Genomic DNA, 24756 nt, shown 5'->3' with positions numbered 1-24756 from the left:
ATTATGAAAACAAATTTTTTTTTAATTGGAATCTTTCTTCTCTTTTTACTTACTAATCTTAGCTGTGATGTGGATGAAATAATTGACGAACTCGATGGTAATTGTGATGAAGCATGGACAGTTCAAGTAAAACCAGAGCTGGATGCTCTTAACAAAGCTGCTTCAATTTTTCAAAACGACCCAACAATACCTACTTGTGAAAGCTTCAGAGCCGCAGCGCTAAATTACGTAGAAGCAATGGAAGAAGTAGAAGCTTGTGTTTTGGGTGAACAAAGACAAGCATTTGATACTGCGCTTGAAGATGCCAAAGCCGAACTACAAAAAGGTAGTTGTGCAGAACTAATTAACTAATGCCATGAAAAACATATTAAAATTTTCAACCGGGGTACTACTCTTCTTTTCTTTGATTTCTTGTTTTGGTGAAGCCAAAGAAAAACTCAACAAAGCCAAAGAAGGTGTTTCAAATGCAACCACCTTCGTAAAAGAAGCAAAAAAGGTTGAAGGTCGCATAGAAGAACTTAAAAATGCAACGCCTTTGACGAATGAACAATTGAAAAAATGGTTACCCAAAAACTTGGGAGATTTGGTTAGAACAGGTTTTAAGGTAGGCCAAGCGGGAATGTACCAGGTAAATTCGGTGGAAGGAACATACAAGAAAACAGATAGCAAACAAATATTCAATGTAATGCTAATTGACGGTGCTGGCCCGACGGGAAGTATGATGACAGCAGGTTATGGCATGTTCGGAAATATGGAAATGGAAACTGAAGACGAATACAAACATCTGCAAACTGTAACGGTTGACGGTATAAAAGCGCAACAAACCTATAAGAAAAAAGCAAACAACACCCAGCTCATGTTTGCCTATCAAGAGCGCTTTTTGATTACCGTAAATGGAACCTCTATGAATGTTGAAGAAACCTGGGAATTTACTAGAAAATTAGATTTAGAAGCATTGGTCAAATTTGCCGAATAACGTAAAATCAACTACTATGAAAATTACTATTAAAACTATTTTAACTGCAGTGTTATCAGTTATATTTCTATTACTGGTTGGCTGTGGAGAAAGTCAAAAGACGGCACAAACATCAACACTAATCACCACGAATACAACAAATAACCGTGCTACAATTATGCTGAACATGAATGGTAAAACCTATACATATGAACGCATTAACTGGGATTTTTCAAAGGTCGATATCGGTAATGATATATTGATTTCGATTGTTCAAGAGGGTGCTCCGATTATTGATTTCAGTTTTCCGGCTAGTGACCAACATTTTAAGAACGGGAGTTTTACGTATACCCATCCTGAGGTTAGTTCTACAAATAAGCCACTTTATCTCAGCTTTTTTGATAAGAATCGTAAGGTAAAACGGCATACAGAAAAACGGATTGCTTTGCGTTCAGGCCAAATAGAGGTAAAACGCACTTCAAATTCCTTAAGCATCGATTTTGATGTAATGGGTAGTTCAATGCTTGATGTTTCAGAGGAAGGAAAATTTCCAATTAGTGGAACGGTAAAGCTTAAATTTTAGTGCTTGTAACCAAAATATGATTTTGAAACTGTAGCACTCGATTTCAATACACTTCTTGAATTGACAAAACAATAATTTTTAAATGAATTTAAAGATGAAACATATGAAAACAAAGGCAATTATCAGTATGGTAGTATGCGCTCTTATGCTCACTTCTTGCTCAAAAGTGGTGGAAAAACTTATTGATGAACCTGAGGATGTAGAGAACATTCTTGTGGAAGAAAGTCCATGGACTTTCTCCCGTTATGAGAATACTGTAATAGAGGATAATGACGGTTCTGGGTTATCAGGGCAAGAAATCGAGAATGATATCAACCAGTATTTTATAGATATCAGTTTTACTTTCAATTCAGATGGCACTGGTTTTATTGACATTCCTGAACAAGGGCGCGAAGATTGGGTTTGGACTTTGAGTAATAATCGGCTTACAACGATATCTAATACACAAACCGATGAGTATACCTTTTTTAGCGCGGACCGAAATGAAATGACTTTTGAGAGTCGCACCTCAACATTACATACTAGAGATTCCATAGAATATGTGGTTACGCATGTTGGAAAATACTTTTTTAACTAATTGAAAATAGGAATATGGAAACGACAACAAAAAAAGAAGAGGCTTTTATGCCCGCAATAAAAGAAGAAGACAAGAAAATGGCAATTATTTCTTACGTCACAATTATAGGATTGATTATTGCCTTTGTAATGAACAATGATAAGAAGCTGCCCTTTGCTAGATATCACATTCGCCAGTCCTTAGGCTTGGCTGCTACTGGTCTTGCTTTAGGGATAGTTGGAGTGATTCCCTTTCTAGGTTGGATTATCAATTTATTAGGAATATTTGTGTTGCTGTATATGTGGATAATGGGTCTCATGAATGCTATTAATGAAAAAGAAAAGCCAGCACCAATTCTAGGTAAGAAATATGAGGTGTGGTTTAAGGGAATTTAATTTCTTTTGAAACATGTACTATTTCAAATAATATGATGACCTTGTGAAAAGCATTTTTCGCAGGTTCTGGAGTGCAGAATAGATTAGCTAAAGAATTACCAACCGAAAATCAAAAATCATGAAAATAAGAGCACAAATACTATGTTTATTATTCTTATGCCATTTACAATTTTGCAAAGCGCAGAAATCACAATCAACAAATACCTTACCTAAAGTTGAAAACCATCTTAAAGGTGAGCTAGACTATACACATGAAGCTTTAGAGCTAGTTCAAATGCAAGATAATGGTGAAGAAATCACATTAGGTAAAATCAATGCTGATGGCACAATTCATTTCAATTTACTAGAATTCAATATTAAAACACTTTTTGATAGCATTCCTTTACAACCTAACAAATTTCAAAATTGGTTTTCAATAGATAGTGATTGTAAAGACAGAGATGTTTTTGCCGAAACACCTTTTGATGATATCTACTCAAAGAAATATGACCCTATATTCATAAAAAAATACGGTGTAAATATAGCTGCATTATATCCTGTAAGCGACGAAAAAATAGTGTCTAGAAATAATAATCAAAGAACTATTTCACCTTCGGAGGCTACCTACTTTTGGTTTTATATTGATAGAGCCATAACCTTTAAAGAAGAGTGTACAAAAATAGCTATGAGTACGGGTACTATTTACGCTGAAGTTCGTGCGAACATCAATTTTGAAAAAGGATGGAATTTTATAGAAGAAAATCTTGTGGAAGTTCAGAATGTAGTTCAAGATGATTCTCAAACTACCACGGTGAGAATAATAGAGTTTAAGAGAATTTCACCAGCAAATAAAAAGGTAAAATGGATTATAAAACATTTCATGGAGGATGAAGAAATACAAGTATTGAAAAAGTTATACAATTTAACACCCATATCAAAAGAGCAATTTGAAACATGGGCACCAAATAAACTAGGTGATTTATCACTAACTACCAAAGAATATGGCAATCCACCTAAAGGGCGAAAAAACAAAAACAATATTCATTTAATCTATGCTAACGAAAGTCAAAAAAAAGAAATAGACCTTTATGTAGTTGATTTTTCAAAAAGCCCTGGTGATGCAGAGATGATAGATTTTGCATATGCAATGGAAAATGATGGTAAAGAAGAAAAGGATATTAAACCCTATATAACACAATACAATGAACGAGAAAATATCACACAGCTATGGTATAAAGTTGGAGATAGAATGTTTGTAGAGGCTTCAGGTGCAAATATTAAAGCCGAAGATTTATGGGGTTACATAAAAAAAATGAAATTAGAAAAACTACTATAGAAATATAAAACTTCTTTAGGTCATTCTTTTTAATGGCCTAGAGCTGATATTGTTCAGGATCACCGTTGTCTTTCTTTTGTATAAAAACCTAATAATTGACAATGTATACAAGATTCCTCTCCAATCTTACAATTCCACAAAGTTGAGAGAAAGTGTCATTTATCTTTATACCATAAATTGACCACAATTTCCTTACACGAGTAGTACCCTTCCCCTTTTTAGAAATAAGCCCTTTATTGAAAATAGCGCGTTGATATGAATTTTAAATAATCATGTTAACCTTTTATGGTCAAAATGACATTCATATATAAATGAAACACGTATTTGAGTTTCTAAGGGAATACCCTGAATTTAAAAACTCAGGGAAAACCATGAGCATATCGAGCTAAGAGAAAAATAACTTGCATAACATAATTAAATATACAACCATGAAAACATCAATGATTATTATCGCAGCACTATTGTTAAACACCACCTTATTAGTGGCAGAACCTCTTTCAACTATCGTAAAAGGAATCAACCCTTTTATACTAATCGGAGTAGAGGCGGTATTGATTTTAGGGTATTTCGCCAATAAATGGTTAAGAGAACTGAACAGAGCCTGTACGCTTGATTTTGGTTATCTGAACATCTTTGTAGTGAAGTCGAAATAAACAATAAATCGGATATTATGATTGCACTTCAAAATAATGCCTACAAAAGTATAGGGCTTGAGTTGTTAAGGGAATTCATAGCAACCGAAGAACTATCGCACACAAATTTTTTCCAATTAGAGGAACTCCTTTCAATTACTGCCTATGAGTACAGAAAAGGAAGAATATCTAAAGATGAAATTTCCAAAATCAGCTTGGGTTTTGGAAAGGAATTTTTAGAGAACACACTGCATGGAAGAGGCTTTTTAAAACCCAATGGTTATCCTGGAGATTATCTCTTTTTAGATCGGATTTACACCAACCATATTTCTGAAGATTCGAAATATAAAATTTGGGATGAATATGTTCAGCAGAGTGCGGCCCCTAACGCAGTGCGTAATCGAAAAGAGTATTTTAAGCACTTGGCAAAAGCAAAAGCGAAGTTGGCCTCTAGCATAAAAGTATTGAATATTATCAGTGGTTCAGGAAGGGAATTGGTTGAACTTTATAATGCTGAAAAAGAAAACATATTTACGACCTGTGTTGAAATCGATGATGAAGCCATTGCATTTTCAAAAGAATTGAACAAAGCCCATTTAGAGCGCATTGAATATGTAAACTCGAATATTTTCAGATACCAAACTGAAGAATCATATGACTTCATATGGTCTGCGGGCTTATTCGACTATCTAAATGATAGAGCTTTTGTAAAGTTATTGAGACGTTTTAAGGGGTGTCTGAAAAAAGGAGGTGAAATAGTTGTTGGTAATTACAACGAGGCGCACAATCCAAGTCGAGACTATATGGAAATTCTAGGGGACTGGCACCTCATTCATCGTACTGAAACACAACTGCTACAACTAGCTAAAGAAGCGGGTTTTGCAGAACATGAAATACATGTAAGCCGCATGCCAGATAACGTAATTTTATATCTACACATACATTGCTTATAAAAATCATTTCACCCATTTCAGTTAAGGTACCACAGACGAATATCCACTTACAATTATGGTTAGTGTTAGCTGCCCGAGAACATCAGGATGATGTTCTCGGGTTTTGTTATCTGGAAAACTCTTTGGTTATGTATTCCAAATCAAATATCTACGTGAATTATCTTATCTTGAGTAGGTGAAATCAGTAATGCAAATCGTAAATCTAAGAAAAAGCTTAAGTATTCTTGTCTGTATCTGTTCGGTATACTTACTTTATCCGCAATCACAGATTACTTTTCGACAGTTATCCGTAAAAGACGGTCTTTCACAAAATAGCACAGTATCCATTACCCAAGATAGCACGGGATATCTTTGGATAGCGACCCAAGACGGCCTCAATAAATATGATGGTCGAAAGTTCGAAATCCTTCCCTTTACCTTCGTGGACATTACGAGGCCAAATTATAGTTTTTTGGGTAAGGTGTATACGGATAGAAAAGGTGATGTCTGGGCCATTCCAATGAATAAAATTGCCGTAAAATTAAACCCTGAAACCAATAATTTTGACCCCCTTCTTGGAATTACCGATGTAAGCATAATTTTTCAAGATACTAACTTCAATACTTGGTTCGGTACATACAGCAATGGCTTATTTTTATTGAAGCCAAATGAGAGTGAAGCCCAGCAAATACTTACCGCAGATGATATCGAAGGTGCTGTATACCGTATGGCGCAAGACCTGCTTGGGAATTTAGTGCTTGCCAAAGATTCTGAAATTATTGTTTACAATCATAAGACATCCAAGCTCCTTAAAGAAACCCCCAGAACTATCTATGGAGATACCATTGTTGCAAATTTCAGCGATATCATTTTTGATTCAAATGGGATAGAATGGATTTCTACCTTCGGTGATGGACTTTATTTTAAGGAAATAGGTAACGAGGCTTATCAAAGGATTAGTCAAATGGAATTTACCGACCCTCTCCCAGTGGAGTTAAACATAACCGACCTCCACATTGATAAAAAAGATCGCCTTTGGATAGCCACATATGGCAGAGGAGTTTACATGGTAGATTTCAAGCTGAAAAAAATCACTCATTTCAATGTTGAGGAAAACAACCCAATTACACTTCATTACGACGATGTACTCTGTATCTATGAAGATTATTCGGGTACGCTCTGGTTTGGTACCGACGGCGCTGGCGTCAGTTATTACGATGAGTACCTAGAAAAATTTAATTCGCTCACCAATTATCAAACTCCGGAAAACATTAATATAGATGTAGTTCGCGCTCTTGTGGTTGATAAGAATGAAACGGTATGGGTAGGAACTTCTGGCAAGGGACTCACACGTTACGAGCCCGAGACGAATAGCTGGCAAGCCTTCAAATCGAATGAGTTGGATAAGAATGCCATCAAGTCAGATAGAATTATGAGCCTCGCTGTAGACCAGCATAATGATTTGTGGATAGGAAGTCAAGGAAAAGGCTTGAGTATTTTAAATCAAAATGAACGTTTCAAGCATTATTCGTCTAATTCAGAAATTCCTTTATCAGCCGAAACAGTTTGGGATATTTTTAAAGATGAGAAGAATCAATTTTGGCTGGCAACAAGAGAACAAGGTCTTATATTATTTGATAAAGACAAAGGAGAACTAAAGAAATACAAAACACGGAATGAAAGCGAAAAAGGCCCTCCGGGAAACAACATTCGAGTCATTTCGGCTGGGAAAAATGGAACACTTTGGCTGGGTACAGAAGAGGAAGGTATTGCCTCCTTTAATCCAACCACGGAGACCTTTGTTTGGTATAAGCATTCTATTGAGGAGAACAATTCTTTGGCTAGTAACAATATTAAATCCATATACGAAGACCCTAACGGAATTCTGTGGATTGGTACAAATGGCTCTGGTTTGAACGCTTTTGATATTAATCAGAACAAATTCTATTCATTTACCGTTGAAGACGGACTTGCAAACAATGTCATCTACGGAATACTTCCTGATGAGGAACAAAACTTATGGTTAAGTTCCAATAAAGGTATCACCAAATTTGAGTCAGGCACATCACTTGAAGCTCAACCACAAATTATCAACTATGCCAATTATGATGGACTTGCCACCGAATTCAATACAGGTGCCTACCATAAAGATAAGTCGGGCAATCTATATTTTGGGGGTTTAGAAGGATTTTACTTTTTCAAACCAAACGAACTGCAAGAAAACAATGTTTTACCGAAGACAACAATAACTGATTTAGAGGTTTTTAATGAATCGCGCCCTTTAACTCAAAATCTAGCTTTAGAGCATAATGAAAATACCCTGACTTTTACCTTTTCAAGTTTACAGTTCTCACTTCCAGAAAAAAATCAATATCAATACCGCTTGCTAGACTATGAAAAAGAATGGGTGCATGCAGGTAATACGAATTTTGCAAGGTATTCACAATTACCTCCAGGAGATTATGATTTTCAAGTAAAATCAAGCAACTATGATGGTGTTTGGAACAATATCCCTGTGAATTATAAATTTCAAATACACGCCCCTTGGTATCTTACTTCGCTCGCGAAAGTCCTTTACATATTCTTGCTGTTGGCAGCAATATATGGTTTTTACAGTTATCTGAAATGGCGATTACGAATGCGTTTGAATCTGCAATTACAGGAAGAGGAAGCTATAAGATTAAAACGCTTAAATGATTTTAAATCGAAATTATATACTGATGTTTCCCATGAATTCAGAACACCGCTCACCTTAATTTCAGGACCAGTCGATGCGAAATTGAGTGAAGGCTCCTTAACGGAGGACGATTTCACCAACTTCTCTATGATTAAGCGAAATACGAATAGATTGATATCGTTGGTAGATCAGTTGTTGTATCTGGCAAAACTTGAAAAAGGAAAACTAAAACTGAAAATCGCAAAAGGTAATCTGGGTTTGTTTTTAGGTATGTTGACCAGTTCTTTTGAATACAGGGCAAAACTCAAAAATATAGCATATAAGGTTAACATTGCTGATTTTAATGATTCTTGGTATGATGAAGATGCTCTTGAAAAAATAGTAACCAATCTTCTTTCGAATGCCTTTAAACATGGTCTTGAAGGAGGTAATTGCCAAATAGAGGCAACTAAAAACGACCATTATTTACGCTTAAATATCAAAAACACGGTATCTCCTTCAACTAGTGTTGATGTTGAAAAGCTATTTACCCGTTTTTACCAAGAAGATGAGTATTCCGAAGGTGCAGGAGTTGGGCTTTCTTTGGTTAAAGAACTGGTGCATTTGTATCAAGGGGAAATTACGGTTCAGATGCAAAAAGAGAACAGCATCCTTTTTCAAGTGCGTCTGCCTATTGAAAAAGAAGCATTTACTGAAATAGATCAGATAGAAGTTATTTCAAGTCCGTATAAACCCATTGGTACAAACAATTTGGATAGTGTAGATAGCAATCCTAAGAATTCAGAAAACCCAAATCAGGAAGAACTCCCCATTCTTTTGGTAGTTGAAGACCATAAAGAAGTAAGGCAGTTTATAAAATCCGTATGGAATAAGAAATACCAGGTTTTTGAAGCCGAAGATGGGCGGCAAGGTATTGAAAAGGCCTTGGAAGTGGTTCCAGACCTGATAATTACAGATGTGCGTATGCCCGTGTGTGATGGTATTGAACTCTGTAATACTTTAAAAACAGATGAACGCACAAGCCATATCCCCATCATATTATTGACGGCCGGTATAGGTGAAGAACAAGAACTGAAAGGACTAAAATCTGGAGCAGATGATTTTATAACCAAGCCTTTCAATCTTCCTGTTCTCCAAACAAGGGTAGAGAACCTTATTGCAACTCGTAAAAAGCTAAGAAATCGCTATAGTCAAGAAATGATAATCAAAGCAAAAGATATCGCTCTTACCCCTACCGATCAGCTTTTTTTCAATCGGGTTCAAAACGTATTGGATAAGCAACTATCAGATCCGGATTTCAGCGCCGAATCTTTTTGTAAGTCTATTGGTATGAGCCGAATGCAACTTCATCGAAAACTAATGGCTTTTACAGGGCTTTCTACATCTGCCTTTATTCGTTCGCAACGTTTAAAGCAAGCGCTACAAATTCTAAAAACTTCTGATGCCACTATAAACGAGGTTGCCTATACAGTAGGCTTTAATACTCCTTCCTATTTTATTAAATGTTTTAAAGAAACCTACAAAAAAACACCCTCCGAATATTTGAAAACCTCTCATTAGGCTATGTAGGTCAACAATGTTACATAAGTTGTAATTATTGTTACATATATACTATTACTTCATTATGCATTAAAATAGTTTTGATGAACAAATCAAAATGATGATGCAGCTACTTGATCTACGATTGAAAATTTTGTTGGTTACGGCTATCGTATTATGCTCTGGAATATGCTTTGGCCAAGAAAGAATTACAAAAGAAACCAAGGTAATATTGGTGGTTGATAACAAGTCAGATGTAGTGGAACATATTGTTTTACTCGCAAATTTTCAAAAAACAGAAGAAAAACAATTAATGAAAAACTACGGTCACCATAAATTTTTCTTAGGCTTATTAAAAGGAAGTTATCACCTAAATAAAAACACAATAGTACCCGGTAAAAATACAACAGTAGTTATCTATACAGACAAACAGTTTTCGCCTATTGAAGAATTTTTTCAGTCAGAAAACATCTCCCCTGGCGATGAATTTAATCTGGGTGAAACCAAGGCAAAGGTAATTGCCAACAAAAAAGGGGAGCTGGTCATAAAAACGCAAAAGCCCTAGAAATACTTTAGAACAACTAAAAAGAAACACTATGAAAACCACTAGAATAGAGGCGGGGGAAATTCTCGTAATAGGAATGTTAATTATCGCCATAGTATTGGTGGTAACCGCCATTTCTAATTAACAAAGACTTCTTTCCTTTAGTAATATAGCCCGGTTAGCAATTTCTTCAGCATGATTCTATCATGGCTCGAAAAAAAGCACAAGAATTGTTAACCTCTTCTTCACAATGACATAAAAGAAGAACAAAAGGCTATATGATGAAACTACTACTTACTTACTTTTTAATTTTTAGTGCGATACATCTTTGCGCCCAATCAACGAATAAGACGGTAATAGCAAGTGCCGGAGGCAATATGTCCGCGCCGGAAGTTGTCATCGGGTATACCATTGGCGAACCTATGGTTGGTTTTATAGCGAGCGAAAGTTCGATTGACCAGGGCTTCTGGGCCGGGTCATTGATGGTAGAACCCATTACTGCACAAAAGGAATTGGAGGGTGTCAAAATCTTTCCAAACCCTGTGGTTGATGAACTGAACATCTTTACCAATAACAACCCTATTTATGCCATTACCCTTTTTGCGGTAGATGGTAAGCGAACCCTTAAGAAAAAAGTGGATGCTTCTCAAATAGAACATAAAATCGATTTGAGTCATTTATCAAAAGGTATGTATGTGCTACGCCTATTTGTTGAAGGTACTGAGGAGGCTAAACTGTTTAAAATAATTAAAAAATAGAACAACCAAGAAATCGAGAAATCATGAAAAAAAATTACATTGTCTTACTATTTGCAATCATATTCTCAGGAATAATGATTGCCCAAGAAACCCAAAAGAACTTTATCAATTACCAAGGCGTGGCCCGTAATGTAGATAATGCATTGTTGGCTTCAGAATCGATGACCATAGACATCGCCTTGAAGTTTGGAAATGCGAGTGCAACTTCTGTTTATGAAGAAAGTCATGCTGTAATGACAGACGCGAATGGAGTTTTCAGTCTTTTAATTGGCAACGGTAGTCCAGCAAAAGGTGATTACAATGCGCTTCCCTGGGGAAGCGCTGCAACCTTTGTAACCGTTTCAATGAACGGAAACGAAATCGGAACCACAGAAATGATGGCCGTGCCTTATGCGATTAGTGCAGGAAATATCACCAATCCTTCGGCAGATGAAGTGCCATATGACAATTCAACATCTGGTCTAACAGCTATGACGACTCAAGATGCCATTGATGAATTGGTGACCAGCGGAAGTGTTGATGCCGATGCAGACCCATCCAACGAATTTCAGACCTTGAGTTTCGACGCTGGTACAAATGAATTGAGTCTGTCTGATGGAAATACAGTTACTATTCCAAGTGGTGGCACCGATGCGGACGCAGATCCAACTAATGAAATACAGACGATTAGTTTTGATGCGGCTTCAAATAAAATCAGCCTTACCGATGGGGGAGAAATCACAATTCCTTCAGGCGGAACCGATGCAGATGCCGACCCAGAAAATGAACTGCAATCTCTTACTTTCGATGCTGGCACCAATGAATTGAGCCTTTCGGATGGAAATACAGTTATTATTCCAAGTGGAGGCACTGATGCGGACGCAGACCCAACCAACGAAATACAGACCATCAGTTTTGACCCAGGAACGAACGAACTAAGTTTAACCGATGGTGGAACTGTTACAATACCCAGTGGAGGAACAGATGCCGATGCGGATCCAGAAAATGAAATAGATGTAACTAGACGTCGTGGCCTTTTGGTAGGTAATGAAGGTATTGTGGATGGACTGATAGGAACATCTGATGGTCAAGTAGCCAAATGGGATGCCGCTCTCGGCAACTGGGTTGCTGGCACCGATGAAACTGGAGGTGCAGGAGGAAGTTCACTTTGGAATGAAGAAGCTACCCACATATACTCGAATAATAGAGTGGGAATTAACACAGGTGGAGAGATACCTAAAACACTTTTTGAAATTGCCGGTGTGCCTGGTGTATCTGAAGATATAGGTTTTACAAACGCACTTTTTACTATAACGGATAATGAAATTACGGGCGGCCCTTTTCAAATGGTCATGGGAGGAAAAGCCATTCAAACCTTGGCCAACGGAATTCCATCTAACTTGATGCTAAATTCAGAAGGAGGTAATGTTGGAATAGGTGCATTTCCAACTGCTACTTTAGATATTGGCGGGGATGCTCGCATTCGTAACCTAAGTGGCTCTGGTCAACGGAATGTTATGGCTGATGCCGATGGAAATTTAATCATTGGTGCTGCTGGAGGCGGAAGTTCACTTTGGTCAGAAGATGAAGAAGGCATTTCAAGGAGATCTGGTGTTGTTGGAATTGGACATCAAGCAAGTCTCACAGCAAGATTGTTCGTTCAAAATGCCCTGCCAGGTATCAGAAACGGTATACAGGCCTCTGTTTTTAACCCAGGTTATAAAGTGGGAATTTCATCGAGTGCGAGAAGTAATGATGATGAACTTACCTTTGGAATGAGGTCAAGTGTAGAAAGTGCCGCAGGCGCCACCTCATATGCCTATAGAGCAGATATGAACGGTGCTGGAACTGGAACGAAGTATGCCTTCTTTTCAAGAATACATGCTGGCGCTGGTGATAAGTATGGGATTTACACAGATGGAGAAGATAAAAATTATCTTTCAGGAAGGTTAGGAATTGGTATAGAAAACCCAGCAGTGAAGTTACATGTAGATGGTGATATTCGTTCTACTGAACTTGCGGGTACGGGCCAACGAAATGTAATGGCTGATGCTGATGGTAATTTAGTTATAGGCGCCAGTGGTAGTGGAAGTTCGTTATGGACAGAAGATGTGGAGGGAATTAACTATGGTTCTGGAAACATTGGTATTGGAATAAATAGTTCAGCAAATTACCCCTTGAATGTTTCTACTGAAAGGGAAAGGTCAATCAATCTAATCTCTTCTGGAGGTAACAACTATATCGCATTTAACAATTCTGGGGGGTATAAAGGATACGCAGGCATCTGGACAGGTGATAATGATATGGATTTTGGTACAGGTGTATTGAATACCACGGGAAAGGTTCACCTAACCACGGGAGCGAACCCAAAACTTACTGTAGATGCTGATGGAGATGTCGGTATCGGCACCACAAATCCAACCGTTAAATTAGAAGTTGATGGAGATATTAAAACCTCGAGCGAGATACATGGCGCTAGAACAGGTTCGGCAAATATGATACCCTATGCGTATGGCGTTGTAACCACTAGTGGCGATAAAGGTTCTGGAACTGATAACTTTACAGTGTCTCGGACGGGAGAAGGTATTTACCAAATTAGATTTGTTGGAGCGAGAATAGATTCGCGGTATACCGTAGTATTGAGTAGAGGAAATCTTTTTCCTGGATTTATAAACTACGCTTATTCATCAGCCGAGACATTACTAATTGCAACTAAGGGTATAGACGGCATTCAAAATGATAATAGTTTTTCCTTTGTTATTTATAAGCCATAGGCCATATCTATTCAGGGAGCTATTTCCAAACCAAAAAGTATATTCTTAACTATACTTTTTGGTTTATTTTTTTTGTTCAACTTCGATGTAAATTTTAGGTAATAGTACGCCCATAAAAATACGGCGGAAAGGATTATTTGCCTGCATTTCCTCTCTAAAGTGTTAAAACTTCATTTTCGAGTTAACCCTTTTCTTCCAATTGTATAAAAAGGAAACCTTAAAAAATGAAAGTATGAAAATCTATCGATTAATTGGCACGACTATGATTCTGGTCTTGTTGTCATGTTCCAAGAATGATGACACCATTGAAACAAATGAAAATAAGGCACCAATAACTTTTGAATTGCTAGGCATCAATGAAGGAGATGGTCAAAAGCCTTTGCTAACGTGGGAGGCCTCTACTGATCCCGATGGCGACCCCTTAACCTATGATGTTATTGCCGAAAACGAAGATGGCATTTCGAAGGTTGTCGCAAAAAACATTGCAGGCACTTCTTTTGAATTGGATGGCCTTGTAAATAGCATAGGTGAATACAGCTGGAAAGTTGTCGCCAAAGATGGTAAAGGAGGACAAATGGTGTCTAAAATTAATAAGGAGTGTACTAAATTCAACACCTTGATCTTTAGTAAAACCGCCTTAACTAAAAGAACCCCATTTAGTGTTGCTAAGGGCAGTGGAGGAGCTAGTGGGGGTATATTTGTGTTCGATTCCAAAATTTACACCTCAGGTGCTGATAAGAGGGAATGGTGGCAAAGCACTAATGGATCTGCTTGGAGTAAGGTCAATTTGCCGGAAGATTTAGGTACGGACCAAGCGAAGCTGTTGACATTTAAAAATAAGCTTTGGTGTATCTCAGGAGATGGGAAAATTGTCTGGTACTGGGGAGGTTACGAAATATATTGGGCTTGGGAATACGGTGAGCTTAAACAAAAAACTAGGGCGCCTGGGTGGCGGTTGGTATCGCGTTCAGCTAATTTTCCTCCTCCCTATTCTTCTGATGATTATAAAATCGTAATTTTTAAGGATAAGATTTGGAGTATTAGAGGTACCTCTGTTGGCAATGTTGGGAAGGCGTGGCGAAGTACGGATATGGTCAATTGGACGACTCATGGGCTATTATTTCGACTGCCTTATTCGGAAGGTAGTACCCTATCTGTTTTTAATGGCAGGTTATGGCAAATAGGAGGAATTGGAACTAGATATCGATGGAGTAGCAATGACGGAATCAATTGGCGGCGTGAAGGGCTCGATTTTTCTAGCACTAGAAGGACCGCGTGGCATTCATCCGTAGTTTATGACAATAAACTTTGGGCGATAACAGGTTGGGGTATAGACGGCGATATCTGGTGGAGCTCCGATGGTAATCGATGGAACTTGACCAACAAAAATGAGGTGCCATTCAAAGGAAGGGTGTTAACCTCCTCAGTGGTTTTTAATAATAAGGTTTTTGTTGTTGGAGGTTATGTTTGGTATGATGATGAAGACACAAGTATAAAAACAGATGTTTGGACCATGAAAAAGTGTAGTTCGGGTTTAAGGTTTGAGTTATAATAAATAATTGTCTTAAATCATTTTGCAAACCAAAAAGTATATTCTTAACTATACTTTTTGGTTTATTTTTTTTGTTCAACTTCAATGTAAATTTTATGTAAAATTCATTTCTTCGGTAAGGCTAACGTACATCAGTAGCGAACCTAGATTTCAACATACGATGTTAAAAACTTTGTAATGGAATCTTTGAAACACGCATTTTTTATACCCCTTTATTTTCCATCTTTGTAAGCCCATCACGAGGGTAATTTTCAGTTCACTACACTAACTTTTTAAATTTGTAAGAATATGTCCACAGCGATAGAGCCTATCTTGGCAGAAAACGAAGACCGATTTGTTATTTTCCCTATAAAACATGATGATTTATGGGATTGGTACAAGAAATGTGAGGCCTGTTTTTGGACAGCGGAAGAAATTGACCTTAGTGAAGACCTAAATGATTGGAACAATAAATTAAACGATGATGAGCGCTATTTCATCAAACATATTTTGGCATTCTTTGCAGCCTCCGATGGTATTGTAAATGAAAACTTAGCTGAGAATTTTGTTAGTGAAGTTCAATACGCTGAAGCGAAATTTTTCTACGGATTTCAGATTATGATGGAGAATATCCATTCTGAAACCTATTCTCTTTTGATTGACACCTATGTTAAAGATGAAAAAGAGAAAAATATTCTTTTTAAAGCGATAGAGAATTTTCCAGCAATCAAGAAGAAGGCTGACTGGGCATTGAATTGGATTGAATCTCCAAGTTTTGCAGAACGTTTAATTGCTTTTGCAGCTGTAGAAGGTATCTTCTTTTCCGGAGCATTCTGTTCTATTTTTTGGTTAAAGAAGAGAGGGCTTTTACCTGGCTTGACTTTTTCTAATGAATTGATTTCAAGAGATGAAGGTATGCACTGTGATTATGCAGTACACCTGCATAATAAGCACCTAATAAACAAAGTGCCGAAAGAGCGTATTACTTCAATTATAGTAGATGCTTTAAATATAGAAAGAGAGTTTATTACTGAATCTCTTCCTGCGAGCCTTATCGGAATGAATGCAAAACTAATGACGCAATATTTAGAGTTTGTAACGGATAGACTTTTGGTTGAATTGGAATGTGATAAGGTGTATAATGCAACAAATCCGTTTGACTTTATGGACATGATTTCCCTGCAAGGGAAAACAAACTTCTTTGAGAAAAGAGTGGCTGAATACCAGAAAGCTGGTGTAATGAACAAAGACGAAGACGCTCAGAAGATTAGCTTTGATGCAGATTTTTAGATAAGTTACTTAAGCTTCAAGAGGTTTAACCGTCTTGTAAGTTTGCCCACAAATATAATAGAAACCTATATTTTGCCTACTGGATTTTAAAATCTTGTAGGCTTTAATGACCAACAGTATTAACCATTAAAAAACAACAGTAGCCACATGTATGTAGTAAAAAGAGACGGAAGAAAAGAGCTGATAATGTTCGACAAAATTACAGCTCGAGTTCGAAAACTATGCTACGGTCTTAACGGACTGGTAGATCCCTTAAAAGTCGCAATGCGCGTTATCGAAGGTTTATATGACGGAGTTACCACTTCTGAATTAGATAATCTAGCAGCAGAAATTGCGGCAACGATGACCACAACGCACCCTGACTATGCAAAGTTGGCAGCTCGTATTTCTGTTTCAAACCTACATAAGAACACCAAGAAGTCTTTCTCTGAAACAATGGAAGATTTGTACTTGTATGTAAACCCAAGAACCGGTAAAAAAGCACCCTTACTTTCAGATGAGGTTTTTGAGGTTATCAAAAAGAATTCAGAGAAACTTGATTCTACTATTATTTATAACCGTGATTTTGGCTACGATTATTTCGGTTTTAAAACCTTGGAACGATCTTATCTTTTAAAATTAAACGGGAAAATTGCTGAACGCCCACAACACATGTTGATGCGTGTTTCTATCGGTATTCATTTAGATGACTTAGACGCTGCAATAGAAACCTATGAGTTGATGTCTAAGAAGTACTTTACGCATGCAACACCGACACTTTTCAATTCAGGTACTCCAAAACCGCAAATGTCTTCTTGCTTTTTATTAGCAATGAAAGATGATAGTATTGATGGTATTTACGATACACTAAAAAGCACAGCAAAGATTTCACAATCAGCAGGTGGTATTGGTTTGTCTATTCATAACATTCGTGCAACTGGCTCATACATTTCAGGTACAAACGGAACTTCTAACGGAATAGTTCCAATGCTTCGCGTATTCAATGATACGGCAAGATATGTAGATCAAGGTGGAGGAAAACGTAAGGGAAGCTTTGCGATTTATATGGAACCTTGGCACGCTGATATCTATGAGTTCTTAGATTTGAAAAAGAACCATGGTAAAGAAGAAATGCGTGCGCGTGATTTATTTTACGCCATGTGGATTTCTGATTTATTCATGAAAAGAGTAGAGGCTAATGAAGACTGGACTTTGATGTGCCCTAATGAATGTCCTGGGCTTTTTACAAGTCACAGTGAAGAGTTCGAGAAGTTATATTTAGGATACGAAGCAGAGGGTAAAGGACGTAAAACTGTAAAAGCGCGAGAACTTTGGGAGAAAATTTTAGAATCTCAAATCGAGACGGGTACACCTTACATGCTATATAAGGATGCAGCTAACCGTAAGAGTAATCAGAAAAATTTAGGTACAATCCGTTCTTCGAATTTATGTACTGAGATTATGGAGTATACTTCTCCAGATGAAATCGCTGTGTGTAATTTGGCTTCAATTGCTTTACCAATGTTCATTAAGAACGGTGAATTTGACCATAAAGAATTGTTTAAGGTGACTAAACGTGTTACCAAAAACCTGAATAAGGTAATCGATAGAAATTACTACCCAGTAATAGAAGCAGAGAATTCAAACATGCGTCACAGACCTATCGGTTTAGGCGTACAAGGTTTGGCTGATGCTTTTATCATGTTGCGTTTACCGTTTACTAGTGACGAGGCTAAGAAATTGAATCAGGAGATATTTGAAACACTTTACTTCGCTGCAGTTACAGCTTCTATGGAAGCTGCTATAGAAGAAGGTCCGTATTCTTCATATAAAGGTTCGCCAATTTCTAAAGGTGATTTCCAACATAATCTATGGAACATTAAAGATGAGGAATTATCCGGGCGATGGGATTGGGGTAAACTCCGTAAGGAAGTGAAGAAAAATGGAGTTCGTAACTCATTATTAGTTGCGCCAATGCCAACCGCTTCAACTTCTCAGATTCTTGGAAACAACGAATGTTTTGAACCATATACCTCTAACATCTATACAAGACGTGTACTTTCTGGGGAATTTATTGTGGTGAATAAGCACCTTTTAGAAGACTTAGTAGGGCTAGGCTTATGGAATGAGAATATGAAGCAGGAATTGATGCGTGCTAATGGATCTATTCAACATATCGAGACTATTCCGGCAGATATTAGAGAGCTTTACAAAACAGTTTGGGAGCTGAGCATGAAAGATATTATCGACATGTCTAGACACAGAGGTTATTTCATTGACCAAAGCCAGTCATTGAACTTGTTCATGGAAAATGCAAACTACTCAAAACTGACTTCGATGCATTTCTACGCTTGGAAGAGTGGTCTAAAAACGGGTATGTACTACTTACGTACCAAAGCAGCTGTTGACGCTATTAAATTTACGTTGGATAATACCAAGAAAAAGGAAGTTCCAACAAGTGTTGCTGCTGAAGCGGAAGTATTGGCAGCTACACCTGCACCTTCAGCGGAAGCGGCGAGTGCAATTCAGGTGGAAACCACCCCAGTAGCAGCGGCGCAAGCTGAAACAGATATTCAACCAATGACTCCTCAAGAAATGAAAGAGATGATTGCGCGAGCAAAAGAAGGTCAAGCGGATGATGATTGTTTAATGTGCGGATCTTAGTTTGGTTAGAAACTAAAAAGAACATTCTATAACCAAAAAAGCCCAACAGATTTCTGTTGGGCTTTTTGATTATTGTTAGTTTTTAAAATTTAAAAAAAGAGCAAAAAAATACACCGTACAAGTTTAAGGTGCATTTATATGAATTCTATAAATTTCTTATTTTTCTACGTAAGGACGCACCACTCTTGAAAAAGCGTATGCAACCACGTAAATAAGTAATATGATATAGTATTTGTCCATGCCTTTGATTCGAATATATAGTATATACGGTAATTTAACGTAAAAAGATTACGAAAATTACAAATATATGCCTAATAATTCGTTAAATAACCCAAACACTAGGCTAAACAACCGGTTTAGGGCATGAAAAAATCTTAAAAAAGAAATTTTGAGAGTGATTTAGACAAAGTTTTGTTAAAAAAACACACTCATAAATGCCTGTCTCAAATGAACTAGATTTAAATTCCAATTGAGTCGAACAGCTTTTTCCTTTTTCGGACTTGTAAAATACGTGTAAGCTACCTTTGCAAGAAGCATCAACACACAGTAGGCTAATATTGCGTATAAGTGGGACATGTATTTAGAACGGTACGGAAAAGCATTATCTTATACCGTCATTGTGCAGTATATCGAAAAGGGTCATTTTTTTCGATGAACTACATTCTAGAATGAATTTATCCGACGAACTACCGTATTTATTACCGTTCAACGATATTTTGTTTTGAACCGCTTTTGCTATATTTAAGAAAAATACTAATAAACCGCTCTTATGAAACAAAGAAAATTTACCCTCGAAGAAAAAGAGATTCCTGAAAACTGGTATAATATTGTGGCTGATATGCCAAATAAACCACTTCCTCCTTTACATCCTGGAACTTTAGAGCCGATTGGTCCAGAGGCTTTGGCTCCCTTGTTTCCAATGGCACTTATTGAACAGGAGGTTAGTACTGAAAAATGGATTTCAATTCCTGATGAGGTCCGAAATATATATTCTTTGTGGAGGCCAACCCCCTTATATCGTGCTTATGGCCTGGAAAAAGCTTTGGATACCCCAGCAAAAATATATTACAAATATGAGGGCGTTAGTCCATCTGGGTCACATAAACCCAATACAGCGGTTCCTCAAGCATATTACAGTAAACAAGAAGGTGTAAAAAAGATAACTACAGAAACTGGAGCTGGTCAATGGGGTAGTGCATTAAGTTTTGCGTGTCAACATTTCGGAATCGATTGTGACGTATATATGGTAAAGCTTTCCTATAATCATAAACCTTATCGAAAGTCAATGATGAATGCATGGGGAGCAAACGTTTTTGCTTCTCCAACAAATTTGACCGAAGCTGGTAGAAAAATTTTAGAAGGAGATCCGAACAGTCCGGGTTCGTTAGGAATTGCAATTTCAGAGGCTGTAGAGATGGCAGCTCAGCGAGAAGACACCAAGTATGCCCTAGGAAGCGTTCTTAATCACGTAAAGTTACATCAGACAGTAATTGGTCAAGAAGCCATAAAACAAATGGAGAAGGCCGGTGATATGCCTGATATTGTTATTGCTCCCTTTGGTGGAGGTTCTAATTTTGCTGGATTGGCATTTCCATTTTTGCGTTTGAATATGGATGAAGGAAGAAGCATTCGCTGTATTGCAAGTGAACCTACTTCATGCCCCAAACTGACTAGGGGAGTTTTCCGATATGATTTTGGTGATACTGGTGGAATGACGCCTTTATTACCGATGTACACTTTGGGTCATGATTTCGTTCCCGCACCAATTCACGCTGGAGGATTACGGTATCATGGAGCAGGAGTTATTGTTAGTCAATTATTGAAAGATAATTTGATTGAAGCGGTTGCTCATGATAATCTAGAAGTATTTGAGGCAGGGGTGTTATTTGCCAAAACAGAAGGTATTATTCCCGCGCCGGAAGCTACACATGGTATTGCAACAGTGATTGCAGAAGCTAATAAATGCAAAGAGGAAGGAGTTTCAAAGACCATACTTTTCAATTTGTGTGGACACGGCAACTTCGATATGAAAGCGTATGATGATTATTTCGCCGGAAATATAATAAAGCACGAGTTGTCACAAGAAGAAATCAATGCGTCTATTGCGCGATTAAATACTCCGGAGATTAATTAAGTAAAGAAGAAGTAAATAGAAAAGGCTTCCAAACGGAAGCCTTTTCTATTTCATAAAACTTATTTGAAAGATTACATGAAATTATCAACATGCTTATAGGCATCAATAACCGCCTGTTCACCTTCTTTACCTTCTTTGGAGTTTCCATGCTCCATACCTAGAATACCTGTAAAACCTTTTTCATGAATCCATTTAAAGACATTCTTATAATTGATTTCACCTGTGGTAGGTTCTTTTCTTCCTGGGTTGTCACCTATTTGAATGTAGGCGATTTCATCCCAGGTAAGTCCCATATTATGAATTAGATGGCCTTCAGTTTTTTGTAAATGATAGATGTCGTAAAGTATTTTGCATGAAGGACTATCAACACCTTTGCAAATCATATAGGTCTGGTCTGAATTCTGCAAATACAAATCTGGGGAATCAGAAAGCGGTTCAAGCACCATTATTAAACCATGAGGTTCAAAAATTTCTGCTCCTCTTTTTAGAGCCTCGATTACATTTGCATCTTGAACACCAATTGGAAGCTTTCTTTCAAACCCTCCAGGCACAACGGTCATCCATTTGGCATTGACACGTTTGGCTACTTCGACCGCTCTTTTACATCCATCCAAAAAGATATCGATATATTCCTGTTTGCCCGCGGCCAAGGTATTGGCCATATTGCCGCCTTTATCAACTACGAAAACACCCATTTCAATACCACGATCCTGCATGGTCTTCGCCATCTTTTCTTGTACCGCAACATCTCGTTTCATCATTCCGTTATCTTCAAAGGCCGTAAATCCCTGATCAGCCATAAAGTTCAACTGATCTATTGGGTCCTCGCCTACATGATGTTTGAACATACCTAAATGTGGTGCGTATTTCAAATTGAATTGATGTTTCATAGGTAGTGTCTCATTTGATGCATATGAAAAAGCCCCACCCAAGGAGAATGCTCCGCCGGTTAGGGCTGTTTTTTGTATGAAGCTCCTTCTTTTCATTCGAAAGGTTTTAAAGTGACCAAGCCTTTCCACCACTTAACTCTTGAACATCACCACAGGCAACATACTTGCCAGGTACAGGTAAATAGTTCAATACCTTTTCTCCAATATACTCAGAGGTCTTGTAACCCATTATGGTCATATTTCTCAAGTTACTTGCAAATGCATGACTAGCTACATTATCATCAAGTACAGCTTTTTTGCCCTCAGCCATTGCCGTCATATAGGCTTGGACAGCTTCCCCATTTTTAGACTCGTCTTCCTTGGAAACTTTTAGAGCAGAGGCCAGTGTTTTTTCAAGAGCTTCTACACTAACATCAGAAACTTTTTCTTCGCCAGCGTCTTTTACGGCTTTTTCCATAAAACGACCTGTAATCATTTTGATGAACCCCTGTTGTTCTTCATCTACCACTTCGTTGATAAAACGGTCAATAAAAAGGTTCACCTGGACTTCAGAAGCCGAAGGGGTATCTGTTTTGGGAAGGATGATATCCACCAATTTGGTAAGAACAGTTCCTTGGTCCTTAGTGAAGAAATCTGGTGTCCATTCCATTACAGTTTCACTTTTGCAGCTTTGCATAATGCTGACAAGCGTAGGAGTTGCCACGGTGTATCCCATAGCAAGCCCCATATTTTTGAGTGCTTTTCTTCTATCCATTATATGTTTCCTTTTTTAAGTTCTTGCGCTGCGTGATTTGCAGCTCTGGCGGTAAATGCCATGTAGGTTAATGATGGGTTTACACAGCTTGCTGAGGTCATAAAGGAACCATCGGTTACATAAACATTTTGCACATCATGTAAAGCGTTGTTTCCGTCAAGTACCGAAGTTCTTCTGTTTCGTCCCATTCGGGCCGTCCCCATTTCATGGATTCCTAAACCTAAGGCAGTTTCTCTGTCAAAAGGTTCTACATCACGCATGCCTGCTGCTGTAAGCATATCAACTGCAGACTGCATCATGTCCTTTCGCATGTTCAATTCATTATCCTTGAATTCTGCATCGAAAGTTACAGTAGGTAATCCCCATTGGTCTAATTTATCATAATCTAGCGTGAATCGATTGTCTTCATAAGGTAATACTTCTCCGAAACCACCCATGCCGAAAGTCCATCCGCCAGGTTTTAGAATTGCTTCCTTAAGTTCTGCGCCGTGAGATAGCTCAGCAACTGATTCCTCCCAATTTCCTCTTCCTGCACCACCTTGATAACCAAAACCACGTTTGTAATCGGCTCTATTGGATTCACCACCAAGATTTCTAAACCTAGGCAAATAGATTCCACCAGGTCTTCGACCACTGTAGTACTTGTCTCCAAAGCCATCAAATTTTCCTGAAGCACCGACACCTAAATGATGGTCCATAATATTTCTACCCAGTTGATCAGAATCATTGCCCATACCATTCGGAAAACGATCTGATTTTGATTGCATCAAAATAGAGGTTGAAGCAACAGCTGAAGCACATAGGAAAACGACCTTTGCTTTGAACTCAAAGGTCTCTTTAGTGAGACGGTCGATTACTTTTACTCCGGTCGCTTTCTTCGTATCTGGATCGTACATTACTTCGTGTACAATTGAATCCACTCGCATGGTCATATTCCCTGTTGCCTCGGCAGCGGGTAAGGTAGAAGACAGACTACTGAAATATGCGCCGAAAGGGCAACCTCTTATGCAACGGTTTCTGTATTGGCATCTGGTTCTTCCGTCTCCATCGAATTGCTTGTCACTATTGATATGCGCAACGCGTCCTGAAGTCATTACGCGACCATCGAAATTCTCAGCAACTTTTTCACGAACATGTTGTTCGAGGCAATTGAGCTCCAATGCCGGTTCAAACTGGCCATCCGGTAATTGAGGTAATCCCAACATCTCACCAGTTACCCCAATGTAAGATTCCACTTTATCATACCATGGTGCAATGTCCCTATAGCGAACAGGCCAATCAACGCCATGACCATCATTTGCATTAGCTTTAAAATCAATATCACTCCAGCGATAGCTATGACGACCCCACTGTAACGAACGGCCACCAACATGATACCCACGCATCCAGTCGAAGCGTTTTGTTTCATTATATGGATGTTCCAAGTCATTAACAAACCACATGTGGCTTGCTGCATTGGTTGTATATCCGGTTCTATTTTGTTTCTCTTGTTTGGCAACCATCTCTTGGGTCGGCTGACCTCCGTTGGGGAAATCCCAAGGATCCATGTTAGCCGTTTCGTAGTCATCGCGGTGTTTTACCATGCGTCCCCGCTCCAAAACCAAGGTCTTCAAACCATTCTCGCATAGTTCCTTCGCGGCCCAGCCTCCACTGATACCCGTACCTACAACAATCGCATCATACGACTCTTGTTCTTCATTGTAGTAAAATTTACTCATGTACTGAATTGTTTAGTCCCTAAATTTATTAAATTAAAAATTAATTTTCTACTTTTAAAAACTATTCTTGTTGCCTAAAACAGGGTGTTTTGTGATAATTTGTTGTACAATTCGCAATGCTATGAAATACATAATCCGCAAGAAAAATGTTAATACC

19 protein-coding genes are annotated in these 24756 nt (G+C 38.0%); 16 read left to right on the top strand and 3 right to left on the bottom strand.

Features of this window, described 5'->3' with window-relative positions:
• The first annotated feature begins 3 nt into the window (after positions 1-3).
• From FEE95_RS04795 to FEE95_RS04720, 16 genes are all read left to right on the top strand, one after another.
• Complete coding sequence (locus FEE95_RS04795) at positions 4-351, top strand: hypothetical protein (RefSeq protein ID WP_138656685.1); 348 nt, start codon at positions 4-6, stop codon at positions 349-351.
• 4 nt (positions 352-355) lie between these two features.
• Complete coding sequence (locus FEE95_RS04790; RefSeq protein ID WP_138656684.1) at positions 356-976, top strand: hypothetical protein; 621 nt, start codon at positions 356-358, stop codon at positions 974-976.
• 16 nt (positions 977-992) lie between these two features.
• Positions 993-1538 (top strand): hypothetical protein, encoded by a 546-nt coding sequence (locus tag FEE95_RS04785; protein ID WP_138656683.1) that lies wholly within the window; start codon positions 993-995, stop codon positions 1536-1538.
• Positions 1539-1641: 103 nt separating this feature from the next.
• Entirely contained in the window at positions 1642-2115 is a 474-nt protein-coding gene (locus tag FEE95_RS04780; protein ID WP_138656682.1) for a hypothetical protein, read from the top strand.
• A gap of 14 nt (positions 2116-2129) precedes the next feature.
• Positions 2130-2489, top strand: coding sequence for a DUF4870 domain-containing protein (locus FEE95_RS04775; protein ID WP_238474498.1), 360 nt, complete (start codon positions 2130-2132; stop codon positions 2487-2489).
• A 118-nt stretch (positions 2490-2607) separates the two neighbouring features.
• Entirely contained in the window at positions 2608-3804 is a 1197-nt protein-coding gene (locus tag FEE95_RS04770) for a hypothetical protein (protein ID WP_138656681.1), read from the top strand.
• A 428-nt stretch (positions 3805-4232) separates the two neighbouring features.
• On the top strand, positions 4233-4457 hold the full coding sequence (locus FEE95_RS04765; RefSeq protein ID WP_138656680.1) for a hypothetical protein: 225 nt from the start codon (positions 4233-4235) through the stop codon (positions 4455-4457).
• A gap of 17 nt (positions 4458-4474) precedes the next feature.
• Positions 4475-5389, top strand: a complete 915-nt coding sequence (locus tag FEE95_RS04760; protein ID WP_138656679.1) for a class I SAM-dependent methyltransferase — start codon at positions 4475-4477, stop codon at positions 5387-5389.
• Between the two features lie 175 nt (positions 5390-5564).
• Entirely contained in the window at positions 5565-9605 is a 4041-nt protein-coding gene (locus FEE95_RS04755; protein WP_138656678.1) for a two-component regulator propeller domain-containing protein, read from the top strand.
• 97 nt (positions 9606-9702) lie between these two features.
• Positions 9703-10149, top strand: coding sequence for a hypothetical protein (locus tag FEE95_RS04750; RefSeq protein WP_138656677.1), 447 nt, complete (start codon positions 9703-9705; stop codon positions 10147-10149).
• A 257-nt stretch (positions 10150-10406) separates the two neighbouring features.
• Positions 10407-10886, top strand: coding sequence for a T9SS type A sorting domain-containing protein (locus FEE95_RS04745; protein ID WP_138656676.1), 480 nt, complete (start codon positions 10407-10409; stop codon positions 10884-10886).
• Between the two features lie 23 nt (positions 10887-10909).
• Positions 10910-13639, top strand: coding sequence for a hypothetical protein (locus tag FEE95_RS04740; RefSeq protein WP_138656675.1), 2730 nt, complete (start codon positions 10910-10912; stop codon positions 13637-13639).
• Between the two features lie 232 nt (positions 13640-13871).
• Positions 13872-15191, top strand: coding sequence for a hypothetical protein (locus FEE95_RS04735; protein WP_138656674.1), 1320 nt, complete (start codon positions 13872-13874; stop codon positions 15189-15191).
• A gap of 288 nt (positions 15192-15479) precedes the next feature.
• On the top strand, positions 15480-16460 hold the full coding sequence (locus tag FEE95_RS04730) for a ribonucleotide-diphosphate reductase subunit beta (RefSeq protein WP_138656673.1): 981 nt from the start codon (positions 15480-15482) through the stop codon (positions 16458-16460).
• A 147-nt stretch (positions 16461-16607) separates the two neighbouring features.
• Positions 16608-19103, top strand: coding sequence for a ribonucleoside-diphosphate reductase subunit alpha (locus tag FEE95_RS04725; protein ID WP_138656672.1), 2496 nt, complete (start codon positions 16608-16610; stop codon positions 19101-19103).
• Between the two features lie 769 nt (positions 19104-19872).
• Entirely contained in the window at positions 19873-21237 is a 1365-nt protein-coding gene (locus tag FEE95_RS04720) for a TrpB-like pyridoxal phosphate-dependent enzyme (RefSeq protein WP_138656671.1), read from the top strand.
• 71 nt (positions 21238-21308) lie between these two features.
• On the opposite strand, the gene FEE95_RS04715 is transcribed toward FEE95_RS04720, so the two are convergent.
• The 3 genes from FEE95_RS04715 to FEE95_RS04705 are packed head-to-tail and all read right to left on the bottom strand — an operon-like array spanning position 21309 to position 24599.
• Entirely contained in the window at positions 21309-22223 is a 915-nt protein-coding gene (locus FEE95_RS04715; protein WP_138656670.1) for a hydroxypyruvate isomerase family protein, read from the bottom strand.
• A gap of 10 nt (positions 22224-22233) precedes the next feature.
• Positions 22234-22881 carry a gluconate 2-dehydrogenase subunit 3 family protein gene (locus FEE95_RS04710; RefSeq protein WP_138656669.1) on the bottom strand — a complete coding sequence of 216 codons (648 nt, stop codon included), beginning with the start codon at positions 22879-22881 and terminating at the stop codon, positions 22234-22236.
• Positions 22881-24599, bottom strand: a complete 1719-nt coding sequence (locus FEE95_RS04705; RefSeq protein WP_138656668.1) for a GMC oxidoreductase — start codon at positions 24597-24599, stop codon at positions 22881-22883. Before FEE95_RS04705 ends, FEE95_RS04710 begins: the two co-directional genes overlap by 1 nt.
• Positions 24600-24756: the final 157 nt, after the last annotated feature.

The organism is Maribacter algarum (ex Zhang et al. 2020), from assembly GCF_005885635.1.
Classification (GTDB): domain Bacteria; phylum Bacteroidota; class Bacteroidia; order Flavobacteriales; family Flavobacteriaceae; genus Maribacter_C; species Maribacter_C algarum.
Note: the sequence above shows the minus strand (reverse complement) of the source record. Positions and strands in the feature narration are given on the sequence as shown.